The following is a 20,321-nucleotide window of genomic DNA, read 5'->3' as shown; positions in this document are numbered from 1 at the left end:
TATGCCGAAAACTAAATCAAACAAATCGGGCAATACAAAAAAAACAGTAGGTATCTCGATCCTAGTATCTTTTGCCCTTTTTACCGTCGTCTCTAGCATAATTCTACTAACACCTCTCAACGCATATTTGACGTGGGCTTTAGCTACTACCGCAATTATATCTACACTTGTAGGCTTAGTATGTTACTGGGTTCTTATCAACCGCAGTGAACCATCACAAAAAGAGTCATTCGACAAATCGCTGATTCAGAAAAGACAAAAGCAACTGGCATACCATTTCAAACGCATGGTCAGCAAGCAACGACCAAAAGCTCACTTAATGAGTCGCTACGACCTGCCAATCTACCTACTATTGAGTCAAAATCCGAATAAAGACAAAAGTATCATCACTCAAATGGGTTATGAGTCATATAAGCTCGACGATTTTGGCAGTGATATTGAATTCCCAATTCTATTTTGGGTCAGCGAGCATTCCATTTTAGTTTCGGTAAGCACTGGCGAAGACCAACACCCAGAATACCTAAAAACACTCTGTCAGTCCCTAACAGCATGGCGCCCGAGGCAGGCCGCGAATGGTTTATTGCTCACGACTGACGTAGCTTCATTGTTGGAAAATAATGAACAAATAACACAAAAAGCTGATGAACTAAAATCGACAATAAAAACGTTTAATCAGGCTTTTGGGGTCAGCTTACCTATTTATAACGTTATCTCTAATATGGGTAGCATCAGCGATTTTTGTCAGTTTTTCTCAGCATTTGACGAATCAAAAAGAGACGACGTATTCGGTGCCACGGCTCCTTATTCTAAACACGGTGGTATCGACGCAGACTGGTTTAATGATGAATACGACCATTTAATCAGTGAGTTGATAGCCAACATGAGCAACGCGCTTGCAGGTCAACTCAACCAGGATTATCGAAACTCAATTGCTAGCGCCCCTTTCCAGTTTGGATTATTGAAACAAAACCTTTGGTTGTTCCTCAACCGCTTGTACCGTGGAGAGCAGCTTAGTGACGCTCTTCAATTCCGCGGATTTTACTTTACTCATGATGGTCAAAGCTCAGCTCAGTCTGACTTGTTGGCGAGCACTGTATCTTATTCGGTAGGTCATGAGCATTATCAACACAATGAGCAGATCCCGGTTAACCAGACCCTTTTTGCTCAATACCTTATGACACACGTGATTTTATCCGAACACGAACTGGTTGGGGTAAACAAGCGTAAAGAAAACGCATTGTTAGTTAACCAAGTGATTTTCACACTATCTTGGGCTAGCTTACTAACCGTCGTATTACTTGTGATTAAGTTTGACTTTGATTTCCAGAATCAACGAGAAGCTGAAGCCGATGTAATGCTTGAGCGCTATAAAGAAGCGATATCAGCATCTCCTTACGACATCGAAAACATGGCTGAAAACATACCTAATCTGTTTTCATTACAGCGAATTTATAACCTCTACAATGAGCCTGAGCCATGGTATACGCTGCCATTTATGCCTAACTCTAGTATCAAAGGAGAGATCGAAAAAGCATATTTTGCAGCGTTACAGAAAGTACTGATTCCTTCTATGGAAAATACCCTAGAGAAAGACCTATTTGTGTACGTCAATCTCGAAGATCAATCTCAGACTCTAGCTTTGCTGAATAACTACCGTTTATTGTTCAGTAAAAATAGGACTAACCTTCATGAGCTTAAAAACTACTACATGCGTACATTCCAAGACCAAGGTGAAGCAGATAGTGTCAATATTGCTCAACTAGAGGTACTACTGAATGACATCTTCGCGCGTAACCTAACACCAATGAAATCAAATCACGATTTAGAGAACCTAGCGAAGAAAGTCATTACTCAAACAGGTATCGGAACTCTATTGTATGAACACATTCAAAGCTCAGAAACCTACTCAAAGCGCGTCGATATTCGAAGTGATTTAGGCGATAATTGGGGTTCAGTTCTGCAATTCCCAACAAGTTATGTGGGCTACATGGTTCCATATATCTATACACCAACGGGGTTTAATGAGCTCGATTTATCCGTCAACTCACCTACTCTAAAAGCAGCCTTACAATCATATGAAGGGGTTGCAGGGGCCTATCCGAGTGCACTCGAAATGCACAGAATCAGCCGTGAACTAAAGCAAACTTATCAAAATGACTACATAAATTATTGGCGAGATCTCATTAGCAATGTAAAAGTCAATGAAATAGCGGATCCTGCACAACTAAAAAAAGCATTCGCTAGCCTATCAAGTGCAAACGGTAACCCACTGGTCAGCCTGTACTCAACCGTCGCTAAGTACACCTATGTGGAACTCGAAATACCAGACAACGAGGGTAAATCGCAAGATCCTGCGACCATACCAATTCAAGACCAAGATAAAAAAGAATCTGCACGCCAGATAACTTTAAGCTTTCAAGCATACAAAAAACAGGTCTCTGCCAACGATCAAGGGAAGAAGCCAATAGACAATCTGCTGAGTGCGATTATTAATGCAAATAAATGGGCAGACAAGTTTTATGAAACCAAAGAACCTCAAAAAGTAGCCTTCGATACTTTATCTGTGACTTTGCAAGCTGGTAACCCTATTGCATCATTATCGAACTTATCAAACGATCATTTAGCTGTAGCAGAAGAAGTGATAAGTAAAATTGTGCATCAAAGTAATGAAATGGTGATGTCGCTGGCTCATGACCACCTTAATACAGCATGGTCAAACGAAGTTTATCAACCATACCAACAACGATTAGCGTCTTTTTATCCATTCAACCGACAGTCCAAACTGGATGCGAGCGTTGCTGATCTCAAGGCCTTCTTCGTTACAAACGGTATAGTTGATAAGTTCTCTCAAAATCGCCTCAATGGATTCGTTAAAAACAATGACGAAGCACCTTACTTACCAGGGCTGTTGCCTGGTACTGCGCTATCTATCACGCCAGATGTATGGACAATGATGGACAAAGCTTCTGATATCAAAAACGCTCTTTTCCTAGCTGATCCATCAAACATTCAAATCGATTTCCAAGTAAAAGCTGTTGATATGACACCAAACATTACCGAGTTTTCAATCATTTCGGACAAACCGATCTTCACTTACCGTCACGGGCCGACCTTATGGAGTCAGCAATCATGGCAAGGAGACTCCGAGTTTATCGAGAAACTAGGAGTCCAGTTGAACACACAAGACTCCACAATTGGCCAAAGTACAGTCAAAGGTACATGGAGTTGGTTCCGCTTATTCGGTCCTAATGTGAGTTTTTCATCCGCTCAAGATACACAAGTTGAGTTTGTGTATGGTGACAGTAAAGTAAAACTGACCATCAAAACTCAGGGTCAGTCGAACCCGTTTGTCCCCGGCTTCTTCTCTGGATTCTCGTTACCAAGTGATATCTAGTAAAGCCCCCTTAAGTAGCTCGCTTTGTACATCAAAGCGAGCTCCATCTTATGACAATAATTCTCTGTCAATAAGTTGCTCTTCCTTTGGGTTTAACACTCTGGCAAAGTTGCTTTGAAGGGAGAATTTTCGGACGACGCAAAGCTCAAGCAGGAGCTAACTAACCGTGGCTACACTAATCTCTCTCGATTAGGTAGACGTGTACTTCAAGCCCAGCACCCTAACTGGGGCGTCGTTACTATAAAGTATGCTCAAGCAGTAAAGCACCGTCACTTTCTCAAACAAGAGGCTGAGTTTCTCTATTCCAACTCCAATTATAACTGGCCAGAATATTGCGATTATTTCTCTAACCAGCAGAGTGACTATCTAGTCCTTTCCCACATTTGTGGAATAACACTATTACAAATCCAAACCGAGCCTTCTAAGTCAAACAACTTCCCTACCAACTGGATTACCTTGCTAGAGCGCTCGATTCATCAAGTCCACAAACTTGGTTTCGTTCATGGTGACATTAAACCATCTAACATCGTATTGACTCCTCAAGGGCAAGTACATTTAATTGACTTCGGCTCTGTCATAAAGAACAGAACTCTGCGTTCCGAGCTACGTTTTGAAAGCTATACACCAAGGTATTCAACACCTGGTTCAGTCTTAGGCAAATTCGATGACTGGTTCGCTCTTGCAGTGATACTAGAAGAGTACTTTGACCAATTTGATTACAAAAGTAGCTCAAAACAGTCCTTCCAATACATAAGTCTACCTAGCAGGTATCACATGCTGTTAAGGAAATGTAGGAGCTAGAATAGTATGAGCCCTAGACTACACCATAGATAAAGTTATTCTTTGTTATGCAATGGTTAATCATGTAAAATGACCATTCACATCGCATATAGAATTACGCTTTACATTCTATATTTCAATACCAAAAGTTCCTCCCTCAGAACCATGCATTTCCAATAAAACCCACTACGCTTTAACTATGTGGTATCGCCGTTGGCTTAACTTTTTTAGGGACGAAAAATGAATCAAATTACGACAGATAAACCCATTATTCTGGTTGTTGATGATATCCCAGACAACATCCACACCCTGTCAGGTATCCTCAATGAAGACTTTAAAATTAAAGCTGCGACATCAGGTCAAAAAGCATTAAAGATTGCCTCTTCACATCCAAAACCACACCTGATCCTGCTCGATATAATGATGCCAGAAATGGATGGGTATGAAGTGTGTCGCCGACTTAAAAATGATCCAGTCACCGCCAATATCCCTGTAATTTTTGTTACCGCGAAAACCGATATGGTCGATGAACAAATGGGCTTTGAGCTAGGCGCTGTTGATTACATCACTAAACCAGTTAGCCCACCTATTGTGAAAGCTCGTGTTGTCACGCAAATCTCCCTCTACGACCAAAACTTGGCACTTTCTCGCAAAGTAAGGCAGAGAACGGAAGCTCTGGCAATGAGTCGATTGGAGATTATTCGCAAACTCGGTCGTGCAGCAGAGTACAAAGACAATGAAACGGGAATGCACGTTGTAAGAATGAGTTGCTACTCGAAAATTCTGGCTCAGCAGTTAGACGTGCACGAAGAGTGGGTTGAGCTACTATTCCAAGCCGCACCAATGCATGACATAGGGAAAATTGGTATCCCTGATTCCATATTAGGCAAACCAGGAAAGCTGGATGCTGAAGAGTGGGCAATCATGCAAACACACGTCACCATTGGTGGGGACATCATTGGTGATAACGATTCCAAACTACTAAAACTCGCCCAAGAAATTGCGCTATATCATCATGAAAAATGGGATGGTAGCGGCTACCCTCACAAGCTATCCGGTGAAGATATCCCTCTCAGCGCGCGAATTGTAGCGATTGCCGACGTATTCGACGCATTGACTAGCGAACGCCCATACAAAAAAGCTTGGCCTATTCAAAAAGCGATTGAGCTGATTCAAGAACAAGCTGGCCATCATTTTGACCCTAACTTAGTGCCTATCTTCATAAATAAGCTCGACGAGATGTTAGCGATCAAAGACTCTTTTTCTGATGAACCAGAACACTAAGTTCGCTGGTACTTTATCAATACAGGTACTTTATGAATACTGTTTCAAGATTTGCTACTGATTCCAAAATAATCTTAATCTCTTTTCTCGTTGCGGCTGTCGTTGTGTTTTCCGTCGCAGTGGGCGCTTGGATCAATCTCAACGATCGCTTCATCGGTGTCGAACAGTACGCTTCTAGTACTCGACTATTGACCTCCCTCGATAAACTGCGTGTTTACGAGTTGTCTTTCAGTAACGACTATAACGAAAAAGTCATTGCCAACTTTAATCAAGAAGCAAAGCAAACTATAAGTTTAGCCGACGATTATGCCAATCAATATGCGGAATCACTTCCGAGCAATCTACTCACGGAATATTTGATTCAATTCAAGCAATATGTCGGGCTTATTGAGTTGAATCAATCTACCCGAGCGCTAATGGATGAACGATCTAATGCCGCGACCGAGCTATTGCGAGAGATGAGAGATTTGCACAATCAAGCCATTAATCAAAACAGTCAAAATATTCGAGGGTTGCGATTAACTAGCGAAGAATTGACTAACGATGCCTTAAAAACAAGTCAACTCGCGACTCTCGCCGTTAATATACAAAACCTTGAAAAAGAATATTTGCTCGACGGAAACCTAAAGACCTACTCACAGGTCAAGGTTGAGATGCAAAAGGCTTCACAGTTGATTACCGAATTACACGCTCAAATTTTAGATGACAAAGGACAACAACGTTTAGAGATTGTTGAAAAGGCAAAAAATCGCTATTACACCAACTTAGTTCAACTTCAAGGCGTACCGGTCTCTTCTAAAAAGTTAACAGCCTCGCTCATCAATCAAGTCACTTTGAGCGGCTCTGAATTTTCGCGTTCGGTTGGATTACTCTATCAAGCTAAACAGATCCAAGTCGCAGAACTGAATCATCTCATTTCTCAATCTCAAGCAGAACTATCTTCCCAACTGCTCATAGGTCAAGACCTATTGGCGATTCGCACACTACTGAGTCGTTCAAATAGATTCAACCGAGATTTTCTGCTCGCAAATTCAAAGGAACAGAAGCTCATCGCCGACAAAGTGTCACATGTAATCAATGAGATGCAATCTAAATCAAGCAACGCACAACGACTGATTGCCTTGTACGCACCAGAGGTAAAAATTACTGCCTTTGACGACCATATCAGCGTCTATGAATCGCAATTCACTGAGTTAGTCAGTTCACAAATTCGAGGCCATCAATTACTCAAAGCAATGGATAAAAGCTTCTTAGCACTGCGAGATTTTATTTCTCAGCGCCACTTAGCAGAAAGCGTCAATGTCAAAGATTCATCTAGTGTAACCTCCCATTTGGCCGTAGGAGGTTTGATTTTCTTCGTCATTATTTTGTTGATGGGTTTGCTCGCCAACAAAGCGCATTCAGCTTTAGAAACCTTCACGCACAGCCTAGCTGCTGCACGGGATGAAGCCGATGCAGCGAACCATGCAAAATCCGATTTCTTAGCTAATATGAGCCATGAAATTCGTACACCAATGAACGCCATCATTGGTATGAGTTACCTCGCATTGAAAACCGATTTGACCAAGGCTCAGCGTAACTATATCCACAAAGTTAAGCTCTCTTCTGACACCCTACTCGGGCTAATCAATGACATTCTCGACTTCTCGAAAATTGAAGCTGGAAAGCTCGACATTGAGAAAGTTGACTTCCAACTTGAGAATGTACTCGACAATATTACTAACTTGGTTGGCTTACGAGCTTCAGATCGAGGTTTAGAGCTGCTCATTCAAGTAGATAGAGACGTGCCAACCAACCTTATTGGTGACCCTTTGAGACTTGGGCAAATACTGATTAACCTAAGTAACAATGCCGTCAAATTCACCGAAAAAGGCGAAGTGAAGATCTCAATCTCAGTAGCAGAAAGACAAGGCGATGACATCAAATTGAACTTTGCAGTCTCTGACAGTGGTATCGGCATGAAGCAAGAGCAAGCCAGTAAGCTGTTCACCAAATTTACTCAAGCTGACAGCTCAACCACTCGGAAATATGGCGGTACAGGCTTAGGCCTTGCCATCAGTAAAGAGCTCAGCCAACTGATGGGAGGGGATATTCATGTCTCAACGGAGCTTGGCAAAGGCTCGACCTTTTCGTTTACTATTGCTACTCGCGTTAGTCATTCTATTCAGCAACACCGTGTTGTCGTACCTGCATCAATTAACAATTTGAAAGTGTTAGTCGTCGATGACAACTCCAGCGCCCGCTTGATCGTAGGCGATATCCTAGAATCACTAAAGCTGACACCAACACTGAGCTCATCCGTTGATGAAGCTCTTATTGAGTTACATACCGCTGACGCTCAGAACAAGCCATTTGATTTGGTAATCTCCGACTGGAAGATGCCTAAGCGAGATGGCGTAGACTTACTAGCAGAGCTCAAAAATGGGCAGCAGCTCACAATGCCTAAAATCATGATGCTGACCGCATACGACCGAGAAGAGCTTGCTGAACTCATAGAACAAAGAGGCTTTGAAGTACCGAGTATTCTAGACAAGCCAATCACCTCATCTCATCTCTATGACTCTATTGTTTCACTCTATGGACTCGACTCAGACCGCGTATCTCGCAGCGAATTAGAACAACAAAATCAACTCGCTAACGTCCAACAACTGGCCGGAGCTAACATCTTGCTGGTCGAAGACAATGAGATAAACCAAGAGCTCGCAACAGAGCTTTTAGAGGGGCAACAAATTAAAGTCACCATTGCCGAGAATGGTCAGCAGGCGATAGATCTTTATCAACAAGCCATAACTGACGACGTACCTTTCGATGGTATTTTGATGGATTGCCAAATGCCAGTGATGGACGGTTACGAAGCAACCCTGCATATTCGTAACAAGATAAAAGACACACAAACCCCAATCATTGCGATGACAGCAAACGTGATGGAGCGGGATAAAGAAAAAGCACTCAACTGTGGGATGACTGACATTATCGCTAAACCGATTGATGTCGGCTCGATGTTCGCGACCTTAGCCAATTGGGTGTCACCGTCTAACCCTGTGCAATTTAATGTTTCGTTGCAAGAGTCCACCAAGATTCTACAAGAAGAAAACAACGCAGAAAAAGCACCCGAGGCGTTACCTGTCATTGACGGTCTTGATACCAACATGGGATTAATGAGAGCGAGCAACAATCACACCTTATACACGAAGCTATTGAAACGATTTGTTGAAGCCTACTCTGACAAAAGCACCTTAACTGTCGAACTATCAAATAGTGCTCAACAACGTTACTTGCACACTCTCAAAGGTGTGGCTGGTAACCTCGGGGCTAACAACTTGCGTAGTCTATGTGAAAACCTAGAATCCGAAATCACCGATGACGACCTAAAAGAAAAGGTCATCAAAACCACGATTGAACTCAGCCAAGAGATCGCTAACTCGATCTTCCACACAACAGTCGCCACCGAGAATACACGTGGCCAGCAAGCAAAACCGGAGACATCGCCTAATCAGCCAAGTACTGAACTATACGGCCAATTATTAGAAGCGGTATCCAATGATGACACCGAAGCTCTCAACATCGTTCTTAACATTGAGGACGGTTCTGTGGTTGGGCTAACACCTTCGGAGTTTAAAAGGTTGGAAAGCACACTCGAGGAGTTCGACTTCGATAGCGCGACTGAACTTCTAAAAGGCTCAACGCTGGCTAGTTCATCATGATCGAGAAACACTAAATATGTCATAAGTTACAAACTGTTAAAGAGAGCCCAAGCGGCTCTCTTTTTTCATCTGTCTCCAACAGTTAAGACATCCTCACCTCCCCATGAACTTTATGAACTTTATTCACCCAATGTTCTTTATCCTCAATATCGCCGCATTGAAGACAATTCGTTAACACATCGTTAACTTTAACGTCATCTACTAAGCAACACCCTATTCGTGTATTTAGTAGCTGGATATAAAACATAAGTTTCTCTCCATTGAAGAGATCCCCTACATAAGGAACGTGAACCATGTTCAAGGCACTGAAACCTACTCTTGCGGCTTCTATCATCGCAGCAACCTTTTCTTTTAACACTTTTGCTGCTGACGTAGAAAAAATCCACTTCCTAATCCCTGGCGGCGCTGGCGGCGGTTGGGATATGACAGCTCGTGGTACGGGTGATGTATTAGTGAAATCCGACATCGTAGAAAATGTCTCTTTCCAAAACCTATCTGGTGGTGGCGGCGGTAAAGCCATTGCACACCTAATCGAGACGGCTCAACGTCAAGAAGACACGCTGATGGTGAACTCAACGCCTATCGTTGTTCGTTCACTAACGGGGATCTTCCCACAATCTTTCCGCGACCTAACACCAGTTGCAGCAACTATTGCCGACTATGGCGCAATCGTTGCGTCTGCGGATTCGAAGTACAACACTTGGGAAGATGTAGTAAAAGAATTCGAAAGCAACCCACGTAAAGTGAAAATTGCAGGCGGCTCGGCTCGAGGCAGCATGGATCACCTTGTTGTGGCGGCAGCGTTCAAAGGCGAAGGTTTTGATGCGAAGAAAGTACGTTACATTGCCTACGATGCTGGCGGTAAAGCGATGGCGGCACTGCTTTCTGGCGAAACACAACTGCTTTCGACAGGCCTTGGTGAAGTGCTAGAAATGTCTAAATCAGGCCAAGTAAAAGTATTGGCAGTAACGGCACCAAAACGTCTTGATGCGGCACCAAACATCCCAACACTAACTGAGTACGGCAACGAAACAGTATTTGCTAACTGGCGTGGCTTCTTCGCGGCACCTGGCACTAGCCAAGCGAAAATCGACGAGTGGAATGTAGCTCTAGGCAAGATGTACAAGACCGATGAATGGCAAGTGGTTCGTGACCGTAACGGTTGGATTGACAACTACAAAGCTGACAAAGATTTTTACGCCTTCCTAGAAGACCAAGAAAAACAGATGGGCGACCTAATGCGTGAGCTTGGTTTCTTGAAATAACCAACAACCATAGAGGGTCTATGTGCCCTCTTACTCTTTCCTTGTTTCGCCGTACATGAGTTAACTTCAAACTCCTTTGTTTATTCGTAGACGTATTACTAACGCTTGCCGATTCGTTGTAAACGCAAGTGGCTGATAAACCAGTACCGTAATTCGCTTACCTTTGGTTAGTGATCCCAGACATTTCATTGACTCGCTCATGTACGGCTTTTTTACTATTTATACCACCCCAAATGGAGTTGGATATGTCGGACTTACCAACCAAATTTCTGAGTAAGGAATCTTTGCTTTCAAAGGATCGCATCGGAGCCATGATCTTTATGCTGGCGTGCTTGTGCTATGGCTACCAAACCACGCTAATTCCTTTGTTCCCCGGTGACGAGTACGAACCCTTCACTGCAAGAACTTTACCTACCCTATTAACGTTTATCGGCATCGGCCTGTCGTTGATCCTACTAGTTACAGGACAACCGGACCAGAAGGTTTCATGCGACACCACGCCGTTGAACTGGAAGCTGCTCATTGGTTTTTTAGTGTTAATGGCTTTGTACGGTGTTGGACTGACTTATCTTGGCTTTGTTTTAGCAACCAGCTTCTTCTTGCTTGCTGGCTTTTACCTATTGGGTGAGCGCCGTAAATCTATTTTATTTGGCGCGTCATTTCCTTTCGTTATCGCGTTCTTTTTATTATTAACTCAAGGCTTAGATATCTACCTAGAGCCTGGCTTAATCTTCACTCTTTGGTAGGGATAACATTATGTTAGACGGAATTTTACAAGGACTTTCGACCGCTGTGATGCCAATGAACATCATGATGGTAATTGTGGGCTGCTTCGTGGGTACCTTTATCGGTATGCTTCCGGGGCTAGGTCCAATTTCAGCAATCGCGTTGATGATCCCGATTACATACGGCCTAGATCCTTCTTCTGGCTTAATCTTAATGGCAGGTGTGTACTACGGCGCAGTATTTGGGGGCTCAACGTCATCAATCTTAATCAATGCTCCAGGTTGTTCTTCAACGGTAGTAACCGCATTCGACGGCTACCCAATGGCACAAAAAGGCCAAGCAGGTAAAGCGTTGGCACTAGCAGCCTACTCTTCTTTCACTGGCGGTACGCTGTCAGCAATCATGCTTTTGATTGCAGCACCGGCTCTAGCAAGTGTCTCATTGAGCTTCCAGTCGTCAGACTACTTTGCATTGATGTTGTTAGGTCTATCGGCTGTAGCGGCTTTTGCAGGCCCAGGTCAGGTAATAAAGGCATGGATGATGACCATTCTTGGTTTGATGTTATCTACTGTTGGTATCGACAAAGGCGTTGGTGTTGAGCGTTTCACGTTTGGCCTAACAGACCTAATGGATGGCTTTAGTTTCCTACTTCTTGCTATGGCAACATTCGCTTTAGGTGAGACTTTAATGGGTATTTTGAAACCAGAGAAAGACACCAGCGGCGAAGAAAGCCAAAAGATGGCCGATATTGGCAGCATGAAAGTGACCAAAGAAGAGTTCAAAGAAGTCGCGCCCGTTTCGATTCGTTCTTCAATTCTTGGCTTCTTCACTGGCGTGCTTCCGGGTGCTGGCGCGACTATCGCAGCTTTCTTAAGCTACGGCATGGAACGCAGCCTAGCACCAAAAGACAAGCAGAAAGAGTTTGGTAAAGGCAGTATTCGTGGTCTTGTGGCTCCTGAATCAGCAAATAATGCAGCTTCGAGTGGTTCATTCGTTCCGCTACTGACACTCGGTATTCCGGGCTCTGGTACTACAGCAATTATGCTTGGTGCACTCATCGCTTATGGCATCCAACCCGGTCCTCGCTTGTTCGTTGAGCACCCAGATGTATTCTGGTCGGTGATTATCTCGATGTACTTTGGCAACATCGTGCTGGTTATCTTGAATCTGCCTTTAATCCCTTACATCTCTAAACTGCTAGCGGTACCAAGAACGGTACTACTGCCAATGATTATTTTCTTCTCAATCACAGGCGTGTACTTGGTGTCTTTCAACACGATGGATGTGTTTGTGATGCTAATTGTGGCAATGGCGGCGATAGCGTTAAGGCTGGCCAACTTCCCACTTGCCCCATTACTACTAGGTTTTATCCTTGGTGGATTAATGGAAGAGAACCTACGACGTGCATTGATGATCAGTGATGGTGAACTCAGCTTCCTTTGGGAACGCCCTATCACAATGACCTTCACCATTTTAGCGGTATTGGTTCTATCTAGTCCTATTCTGGTTAAGCTGTTCAAGAGCTTTAGAGCAAAGCCTGTTGAAGTATAAACTTGGCTTAGCCTAGAAAACAAAACGAAATAAAGGGAGCCTCAGGCTCCTTTTTTCGTATCAGTCATTTCAAAAAACCACAGCTCTAAGATGGTAGCAAACTCACAATCCGACTCCTGAAAAACACATATCCCTGATATTAATAACAAAATCAAGTAAGGTGATTCATCATTTAACGCATTGGATTCTAAAACTATGGATTGGTTGATTCTATTCTTGTCAGGTGTGATTGGTGGCGTGTTGAATTCCATTGCAGGAGGAGGCAGCTTCATCACCTTCCCCGCTTTGTTATTCGCAGGCGTCCCTCCGATTGCGGCCAACGCGACCAATACCTTTGCTTCATGCGCTGGTTACATCAGTGGTGCTTACGCACTGCGCCATGAAATCCAATCTGGCACCAAACAACTCAAACTCGTTGTCGGGCTATGTATAATTGGCGGCGGCATTGGTGCATTTTTACTACTACACACGCCAGAAGCGCTATTTACCCAATCCGTCCCTTGGTTATTACTGTTCGCCGCTCTACTTTTTACCTTTGGTGGCACACTCAACAAATGGCTCAAAAAAGTAACAGCTAAACATAAGCACGCCACCAGCGCAGGCGCGTTCTTTTCAGCTGTATTGCTTTTGATCGTGTGTGTTTATGGTGGTTATTTTAATGCAGGCTTAGGCATTGTGACATTGAGCTACTTGGCACTGGCAGGGTATACCAATATCAACGTGATGAATGGCATCAAATTGTTGGTATCGGCATGCGCATCACTCGCGGCAATCGTGTTCTTTGTTGTGAATGGTTCGATTGATTGGCCGTCAGGCATGGCCGTTTTGTTTGGGACATTAGTCGGTGGTTACTATTCAGCAAAAGTTTCTCGTCGTATCCCACAACAATATGTTCGCACCACAGTGATCATTGCGAGCTTTTTGATCACCGCTTACTTCTTCTATGCTAACTAGGTTCTATACCAACTAGCTTTTACTCGAACTACTTCGTGCTGCAATCACGGTTTTCGTTAGCAAAACACAACGTAAATCGTTAAGCATTGAAGAGGTGTCAAAGAAACCTTAAATCCATCATGGGTTATTTTATGAACCATAAAATAACCAAGCCAAAATGTGTGAGACGAGCCCTTTAATTAGCAAATTTGATAACAATTTAGACTGTTTTTTAGCCTTTATTTTGCCAAAGGTGGGATAATTCTCCTGTCGAAAGTGAGACTTCATTAGGAGGCGTTATGAACATTAAACTCGGTCATGTCATGTCATCAAGTCGACTCATTTGCTTTGTCGCTTTTCTTGCTGCCACATTCGCGTGGATTCTAAAAATGCCCGCTCTGTTTTCTGTGTCAGCGCTATTCTTATTGATCAGCGCTATTGTCTATGGCGTTGACCTTTGGAAGAATCAAAGAAAGAACCGCGAAGCTTAAGGCGAACGACTAAAGCGACACGCATTAAAAAAGGAGCACTTAGGCTCCTTTTGTATTTTATGCTTATCGCTTTAGCTGATTAGGCTATTTCGACGGCTTATCTAGCGACGCATTTCTATTAACGACGAAAGTTACGACCGTTGCCGCCACGACGCTCTTTAAATGCTGACGCTGCTTTAGCTTGTGATGCTAGAATCGATTCAACCGTTAATTCCATTGGCTCACGAGGTTGTAACCCGTGACGGAATGTACGTGAACGCGGAGGCATCTGGTATTCGATATCAGAAGCTTTAGGCATGCGCTTGAAACGGTAAAGGTAGAAATTCTCTACTTTCTCACGAGCCCACTCTGTTTTCTTCAAGTATTTAACGGCACTTGCTACTGTCGGCTTAGTGTTAAAGCAGTTCATGCGCATTGCTGCATCCAAAATTTCCCAACCGTAATGATCCACTAATTCGTTGATCATAGTTTCAAGCTTTAAGCCATGCAGTGGGTTGTTTTGTTGCAGTTCGATTCTTTCTTCTTCAGTCATAACATTACCTTTTCCAAGGCAACTAAAGGCCTTGAATTTACTCTAGAACACCGTCATCACTGACCGCTTCTAGCTCAATCATTTGGGCATATCATCCATTGCCCTTATCTATGCCTTTATGATGGCATAAAGCATGCTCGTTATCCTATTTATCTTTCAATTTAATTTTAATATGGTCACTTACCATCCTGATGTTGCGTGTAATACAGCCGCCCCTACTAAAAAGGGTCTGTCTTAAAGATCCACCAAACTAGCTCAAGTTAACAAAAACCATGATAGAAGAATGAAATATCCCTACTTTATCAATGGAATTTAAACTTATTAGAACGCAGTGTTGCTAATTAACAGCGAGGTGCTATGTTAGAAGTGGTATAGAAACCTACTAATAATGATATTAAACAATGATATAACTATAAATAAAGGTTGGCTTTGACCATGTTTGACTACTCCCAAATCAGCAGAGTAGCCGCCCAAGATAAAGACATTATCGCCATCGTTGATGATCTCTTTCGGCTAGCTCGCGAACATTACCCCATTCTGTCTAGGCTTTCGGTCGTGCTATGCAATGAAAATAGAGCATCGAACTATTTTGTTTCGGATACTCTGTGCCAAGAAGCCGAGCATCGCTACATCGAACAAGAACTTAAGCCAGAATCAGCGTTATCTAGAATGGCTGAGTCTTTAGATACTCGAATCATCCACGACCTCACCACCATTAGCCCAACCAAACAAATATCTCACCTGCTCGATATCGGTCATCAAAGCAGTTACACAACACCTATTCATCACCAAGAAAGTAATCTTGGGTTTGTGTTTATCAATGCTTCATCAGCGGGGTTCTTTGCTAACCAAACCATCCAGTGTGATATCGCTTATCTCACTCAAGTGATCTCTAGCCTTTTCGTTCAATGGTTTGAGCGCCAACGTCACTTTCAATCCTCTTTAGCGATTGCTTTAAACATGGGTCATGCTCGAGATCCAGAAACCAAAGAGCACCTCATTCGCATGGGTAAATACAGTGAACACATTGCTCGTACTCTGTCGCACAGCAAGGAAGAAATTACACACCAATTCATTCATCGAATTCGGCTGTATGCACCTTTTCACGACATAGGTAAATATCGAATTCCAGATAAAGTGCTATTCAGTAGCGCACGCTTTAATGAAGAAGAACGAGCCGTCATGGACAACCACACCTTGTACGGTGAAGAAATGATTAACAATGTGGTTACCCTATCATGCCATAGCGCTATGTGTTCTGAGGAAATCCAATTCATTAAAAATATCGTACGTCATCATCATGAAAGGTTTGATGGCACAGGGTTGCCCGATGCTTTGAGTAACACAGCGATACCGCTCGAAGCACGCATCGTGACATTAGCCGATGTATTCGATGCGCTGATGAGCAAAAGAGCCTATAAGCACGCGTGGACACTCGATGAAGTCATGGATTACATTGAGGCTCACTCGGGTTCGATGTTCGACCCTGAGTGTGTTGTGGCTCTTAAACAGAACCTAGATGGCTTTATGGCAATTAGGGAACAATACAGTGATGATGTTCGACCGCACGTCATGACAGCTTGAACTGTAACGCCTTGGTTGTGTAGACCAAAGAAAACGCGAACCAACAAAAAAGGATGCCAATTGGCATCCTTTTGTTTTCTAGTTTCAGCTCAAAGAACGAACGTGTTCTTTACTGATTCTAACTAATGATTATACGTCGTAAGTTGTAGAAGCAGTGTCGCCGCCTGTACCAGTCCAGTTTGTGTGGAAGAATTCACCACGTGGACGGTCAGTACGCTCATAAGTGTGAGCACCGAAGTAGTCACGTTGAGCTTGTAGAAGGTTCGCTGGAAGACGAGCTGTAGTGTAGCCGTCTAGGAACGTTAGTGCAGAAGTCATACATGGCATTGGGATGCCTGATTCCATAGACTTAGCTGCAACTTTACGCCAAGCGCCCATGCAGTTGTCTAGGATGCCTTTGAAGTATGCATCTGAACCTAGGAATGCGATCTCTGGGTTCGCTTCGTAAGCATCACGAATGTTGCCTAGGAATGCAGAACGGATGATACAACCGCCACGCCACATAAGAGCAACGTTACCGTAGTTTAGATCCCAACCGTTTTCGTTCGACGCTTCACGCATTAGCATGAAACCTTGAGCGTAAGAGATGATCTTAGAAGCAAGTAGAGCCTGACGGATTGCATCAACCCACTCTTGCTTGTCGCCTTCAACTGGAGCAACAGTCTTACCGAACAGTTTCTCAGCTTCAACACGTTGATCTTTAAGTGCAGACAGGCAACGAGAGAATACAGACTCAGTGATTAGAGTCAGTGGGATACCCATGTCTAGTGCGTTAATACCTGTCCATTTGCCCGTACCTTTTTGGCCAGCAGTGTCTAGGATCTTCTCAACTAGCGCTTCACCGTCTTCATCTTTGTAACCAAGGATATCAGCAGTGATTTCAACTAGGTAGCTGTCTAGCTCAGTTTTGTTCCAGTCAGCAAATACAGCCTGCATTTCGTCGTGGTTCATACCTAGGCCATCTTTCATGAACTGGTATGCTTCAGTGATAAGCTGCATGTCACCGTATTCGATGCCATTGTGAACCATCTTAACGAAGTGACCAGCACCGTCGTTACCAACCCAATCACAACAAGGCTCACCCGCGTCAGTTTTCGCAGAGATACCTTGGAAGATAGGCTTAACCGCTTCCCAAGCTTCAGGAGAACCGCCTGGCATGATAGAAGGACCGAAACGAGCGCCTTCTTCACCACCAGAAACACCCGTACCGATGAAGTGGATGCCTTTCTCGCGAAGAGCGGCAACACGACGGTTAGTGTCTGGGAAGTTAGTGTTACCACCATCAATGATGATGTCGCCTTTGTCTAGAAGTGGTACAAGCTTGTCGATGAACGTATCTACAACGTCACCAGCACGAACCATAAGCATCACTTTACGTGGCGCTTCTAGTTTCTCAACTAGCTCTTCTAGAGAGTAAGCACCAACAATGTTAGTACCCTTAGCTGGGCCTTCTAGGAACTCGTCTACTTTAGCAGCAGTACGGTTGTGAGCCACAACTTTGAAGCCGTGGTCGTTCATGTTTAGGATAAGGTTCTGACCCATTACTGCTAGGCCAATTACACCGATATCACCTTTCATTATTTTATCTCCTTGCGGCTATTCGCACTTATGCGATAGCACTTGCTGCATTTGAATCTAGGAACCACTCTGTTTCGCCAGTTTTAGACTGGATTTTCGCTGCCGGGTAAGGCAGTTCTGAAGCAGGAGTTGTATGAATTTCTTTAACGATCTCAACTTTACCTGCACCCAGTACTAGGTAGCTGATTCGTTTTGCTGCTTCTAAAACTTTCGCTGTTTTAGAAACACGGATTTGACCAGACTCAGGGTGAGAAGCCAGTACAGATAGGTTCTCATCTTGGTAGTTGGTTGCACCCGGGAATAGTGAAGCTGTGTGACCGTCTGCGCCAACACCAAGCAGAATCCAATCGAATACAGGCGTGCCGTTTTCTGTTGGGATTACGTCTGCCATCTCTTTTGCGAAACGCTCTGCTTCTGCTTTTGGTTCATCTTCACCACGGATGCGGTGGATGTTTTCAGCAGGAAGGTTTACTTGAGTAAACAACAGTGCGTTTGCTTCACCGAAATTGCTTTCAGCGTCGTCTGGTGCAACGCAACGTTCGTCGCCCCACCAGAAGTGAAGGTTATTCCATTGAATACCTTCCGCGTAAGGCGCCTGTGCTAAAAGCTTGAAAAGCATTTTTGGCGTGCTGCCACCAGACAATGAAATGTGAACAGGTTTGCCCTGCTCGCTGTATGCTTTCATTTCATTTGCTAGGTTTTCAACAACCAGTTCAGGCGTTGCAAAGATCTTGTGATTGATCATAGTTCGCAGTAATCCGTGTCTGTTAAGTTTTTGCATGGGAAACGCCATGCGCGGCCATCACGTTGCAGAAGTTCATCGGCTTCCTGTGGGCCCCAAGTACCACAAGCATAGCCAAACAGTGCTTGAGGGTCTTGCTTGAAGTCTAAGATTGGCTGAACGTACTTCCAACATGCTTCTACGGCATCAGTACGAGCAAACAGAGTCGCATCACCGTTCAGTGCATCAAGAAGAAGACGCTCATAAGCCGTCAGCATCTGAGTTTCAGGCAAGTCAGAGTAAGAGAAGTTCATTTTCACTTCTTTTGCTTTGAAGCCTGCACCTGGCTCTTTCAAACCAAAGCTCATCTGAATACCTTCATCCGGTTGGATACGGATAATCAGTTTGTTCTCTGGTGCATCTTGACCAAATACTGGGTGTGGCGTGTTCTTAAAGTGAATCACGATTTCAGTCACACGTGTTGGTAAGCGTTTACCTGTACGTACGTAGAAAGGAACACCATTCCAACGCCAGTTATTGATGTGAGCTTTCAAGCCGATGTAAGTCTCGGTACGAGAATCATCCGCTACACCATGCTCTTCGCGGTAACCTAGTAGGTGCTGACCACGAACATCTGATGCTGTGTACTGACCTAATACTAAGTCTTTACGCAGATCATCTTCTTCTAATGGTTTCAGACACTGAAGCACTTTAACCACTTCATCACGAATAGAATCAGCGTTAATTTGCGCAGGCGGCTCCATACCTACCATCGCTAGCACTTGCAGCAGGTGGTTTTGGAACATGTCGCGAACTGCGCCAGAACCGTCGTAGTATCCGCCACGCTCTTCAACGCCAAGGAACTCAGCACCTGTGATTTCAACGTAATCAATGAAGTTACGGTTCCACAGTGGTTCAAACATCGCGTTTGAGAAACGAAGCACTAGAAGGTTTTGTACCGTTTCTTTACCAAGGTAATGGTCGATACGGTAGATCTGGTGTTCTTGGAAGTGATGATGGATCTCTTCATCCAGCGCTTGAGCTGATGCTAGATCGTAACCAAATGGCTTCTCAATAATCAGACGACGCCAGCCGTTCTTCTCATCGTTTAGGCCATGTGCAGCAAGGTTTGCTGGAATCACACCGTAAAGGCTTGGCGGGGTTGCCAAGTAGAACAATGTGTTATGGTTTTCGAATTGGTAGTCTTGCTCAAGCTTATCCAGACGTTGTGCTAGACGAGCGTAATCGTCTACATCTGAAGTGTTGATCGCTTGATAATGCAGATGTTCAATAAATGCATTCAGCGTCTCTGGCTCAGTTTTTTCCATTTCCTGAAGAGACTTCTTCAGCTTCTCACGGTAAGACTCGTCGCTGTACTCAGTACGGCTCACTCCAAGAATCGCAAAGGATTCTGGAAGTTGATTGCTAGCATACAGGTGGTACAAAGCAGGAATTAACTTGCGGTAAGTTAGATCTCCCGACGCACCAAAAATAACGATGCTGCTGTTTTCAGGTATTACCATCATCTTTCCTATAAAAACAAGGTTTTTAGTATTCGCCAAAGGTATCAGCGACATACGAAAATAGATAATAGGTCTTGGCTATTACATCAATAGCGAGTGCCTATTACACTTGAGAATGCGTTTGGTAAACGAGGGTGAAAGCTATCACCTCTATTCGGGACAGTATTGTCTATGAGTATTTGATTTACATCAACCACTGTGAAAGCAATCGATTAAATATTGACTGATTTCGAACAAATTATAATCGATAAGTCA

The 20,321-nt window shown here is 43.8% G+C and carries 14 protein-coding genes; 10 read left to right on the top strand and 4 right to left on the bottom strand.

The features are described 5' to 3' along the window. Position 1: 1 nt before the first annotated feature. From tssM to MED222_RS13345, 9 genes are all read left to right on the top strand, one after another. The gene (gene tssM / locus MED222_RS13300; protein ID WP_009846593.1) at positions 2-3,394 is read left to right on the top strand and encodes a type VI secretion system membrane subunit TssM; all 3,393 of its coding nucleotides are present in this window, start codon (positions 2-4) and stop codon (positions 3,392-3,394) included. A gap of 114 nt (positions 3,395-3,508) precedes the next feature. Then, positions 3,509-4,195: a protein kinase domain-containing protein gene (locus MED222_RS13305; protein ID WP_009846592.1), complete on the top strand. Its 687-nt coding sequence runs from the start codon at positions 3,509-3,511 to the stop codon at positions 4,193-4,195. Positions 4,196-4,414: 219 nt separating this feature from the next. Then, positions 4,415-5,458: a response regulator gene (locus MED222_RS13310; RefSeq protein WP_009846591.1), complete on the top strand. Its 1,044-nt coding sequence runs from the start codon at positions 4,415-4,417 to the stop codon at positions 5,456-5,458. Positions 5,459-5,490: 32 nt separating this feature from the next. Next, entirely contained in the window at positions 5,491-9,162 is a 3,672-nt protein-coding gene (locus MED222_RS13315) for a response regulator (RefSeq protein WP_009846590.1), read from the top strand. A 293-nt stretch (positions 9,163-9,455) separates the two neighbouring features. Further along, positions 9,456-10,427, top strand: a complete 972-nt coding sequence (locus MED222_RS13325; RefSeq protein WP_009846588.1) for a tripartite tricarboxylate transporter substrate binding protein — start codon at positions 9,456-9,458, stop codon at positions 10,425-10,427. A 245-nt stretch (positions 10,428-10,672) separates the two neighbouring features. Beyond that, positions 10,673-11,173 (top strand): tripartite tricarboxylate transporter TctB family protein, encoded by a 501-nt coding sequence (locus MED222_RS13330; RefSeq protein ID WP_009846587.1) that lies wholly within the window; start codon positions 10,673-10,675, stop codon positions 11,171-11,173. Between the two features lie 10 nt (positions 11,174-11,183). Next, positions 11,184-12,704 (top strand): tripartite tricarboxylate transporter permease, encoded by a 1,521-nt coding sequence (locus MED222_RS13335; protein WP_009846586.1) that lies wholly within the window; start codon positions 11,184-11,186, stop codon positions 12,702-12,704. A 195-nt stretch (positions 12,705-12,899) separates the two neighbouring features. Further along, positions 12,900-13,658: a sulfite exporter TauE/SafE family protein gene (locus MED222_RS13340; RefSeq protein WP_009846585.1), complete on the top strand. Its 759-nt coding sequence runs from the start codon at positions 12,900-12,902 to the stop codon at positions 13,656-13,658. Between the two features lie 278 nt (positions 13,659-13,936). Beyond that, complete coding sequence (locus MED222_RS13345) at positions 13,937-14,128, top strand: hypothetical protein (RefSeq protein ID WP_009846584.1); 192 nt, start codon at positions 13,937-13,939, stop codon at positions 14,126-14,128. Positions 14,129-14,246: 118 nt separating this feature from the next. On the opposite strand, the gene MED222_RS13350 is transcribed toward MED222_RS13345, so the two are convergent. Further along, positions 14,247-14,660, bottom strand: a complete 414-nt coding sequence (locus MED222_RS13350) for a VF530 family DNA-binding protein (RefSeq protein ID WP_009846583.1) — start codon at positions 14,658-14,660, stop codon at positions 14,247-14,249. A gap of 423 nt (positions 14,661-15,083) precedes the next feature. On the opposite strand from MED222_RS13350, the gene MED222_RS13355 reads away from it, so the two are divergent. After that, the gene (locus MED222_RS13355) at positions 15,084-16,244 is read left to right on the top strand and encodes an HD-GYP domain-containing protein (RefSeq protein WP_032555195.1); all 1,161 of its coding nucleotides are present in this window, start codon (positions 15,084-15,086) and stop codon (positions 16,242-16,244) included. 129 nt (positions 16,245-16,373) lie between these two features. Here the strand turns inward: MED222_RS13355 and gnd are convergent, their stop codons facing one another. The 3 genes from gnd to zwf are packed head-to-tail and all read right to left on the bottom strand — an operon-like array spanning position 16,374 to position 20,066. Beyond that, the gene (gene gnd, locus MED222_RS13360; RefSeq protein ID WP_004733587.1) at positions 16,374-17,822 is read right to left on the bottom strand and encodes a decarboxylating NADP(+)-dependent phosphogluconate dehydrogenase; all 1,449 of its coding nucleotides are present in this window, start codon (positions 17,820-17,822) and stop codon (positions 16,374-16,376) included. 28 nt (positions 17,823-17,850) lie between these two features. Beyond that, a complete protein-coding gene (gene pgl / locus MED222_RS13365) occupies positions 17,851-18,567 on the bottom strand; it encodes a 6-phosphogluconolactonase (protein WP_009846581.1) in 717 nt (238 codons plus the stop codon). Then, a complete protein-coding gene (gene zwf / locus MED222_RS13370; RefSeq protein WP_009846580.1) occupies positions 18,564-20,066 on the bottom strand; it encodes a glucose-6-phosphate dehydrogenase in 1,503 nt (500 codons plus the stop codon). Before zwf ends, pgl begins: the two co-directional genes overlap by 4 nt. Between the last annotated feature and the right edge of the window lie 255 nt (positions 20,067-20,321).

The organism is Vibrio sp. MED222 (genome assembly GCF_000153005.1).
GTDB classification, from domain to species: domain Bacteria; phylum Pseudomonadota; class Gammaproteobacteria; order Enterobacterales; family Vibrionaceae; genus Vibrio; species Vibrio tasmaniensis_A.
The sequence above is the reverse complement of the archived record's forward strand: the minus strand, read 5'-3'. Positions and strand labels throughout refer to the sequence as shown.

Excerpts from the sequence above, each read along its gene's own strand:
- MED222_RS13325 (WP_009846588.1), top strand. The coding sequence starts at position 9,456 with ATGTTCAAGGCACTGAAACCTACTCTTGCGGCTTCTATCATCGCAGCA.
- gnd (WP_004733587.1), bottom strand. The coding sequence starts at position 17,822 with ATGAAAGGTGATATCGGTGTAATTGGCCTAGCAGTAATGGGTCAGAAC.
- MED222_RS13335 (WP_009846586.1), top strand. The coding sequence starts at position 11,184 with ATGTTAGACGGAATTTTACAAGGACTTTCGACCGCTGTGATGCCAATG.
- zwf (WP_009846580.1), bottom strand. The coding sequence starts at position 20,066 with ATGGTAATACCTGAAAACAGCAGCATCGTTATTTTTGGTGCGTCGGGA.
- MED222_RS13340 (WP_009846585.1), top strand. The coding sequence starts at position 12,900 with ATGGATTGGTTGATTCTATTCTTGTCAGGTGTGATTGGTGGCGTGTTG.
- MED222_RS13315 (WP_009846590.1), top strand. The coding sequence starts at position 5,491 with ATGAATACTGTTTCAAGATTTGCTACTGATTCCAAAATAATCTTAATC.
- MED222_RS13310 (WP_009846591.1), top strand. The coding sequence starts at position 4,415 with ATGAATCAAATTACGACAGATAAACCCATTATTCTGGTTGTTGATGAT.
- pgl (WP_009846581.1), bottom strand. The coding sequence starts at position 18,567 with ATGATCAATCACAAGATCTTTGCAACGCCTGAACTGGTTGTTGAAAAC.
- MED222_RS13350 (WP_009846583.1), bottom strand. The coding sequence starts at position 14,660 with ATGACTGAAGAAGAAAGAATCGAACTGCAACAAAACAACCCACTGCAT.
- MED222_RS13330 (WP_009846587.1), top strand. The coding sequence starts at position 10,673 with ATGTCGGACTTACCAACCAAATTTCTGAGTAAGGAATCTTTGCTTTCA.
- tssM (WP_009846593.1), top strand. The coding sequence starts at position 2 with ATGCCGAAAACTAAATCAAACAAATCGGGCAATACAAAAAAAACAGTA.
- MED222_RS13345 (WP_009846584.1), top strand. The coding sequence starts at position 13,937 with ATGAACATTAAACTCGGTCATGTCATGTCATCAAGTCGACTCATTTGC.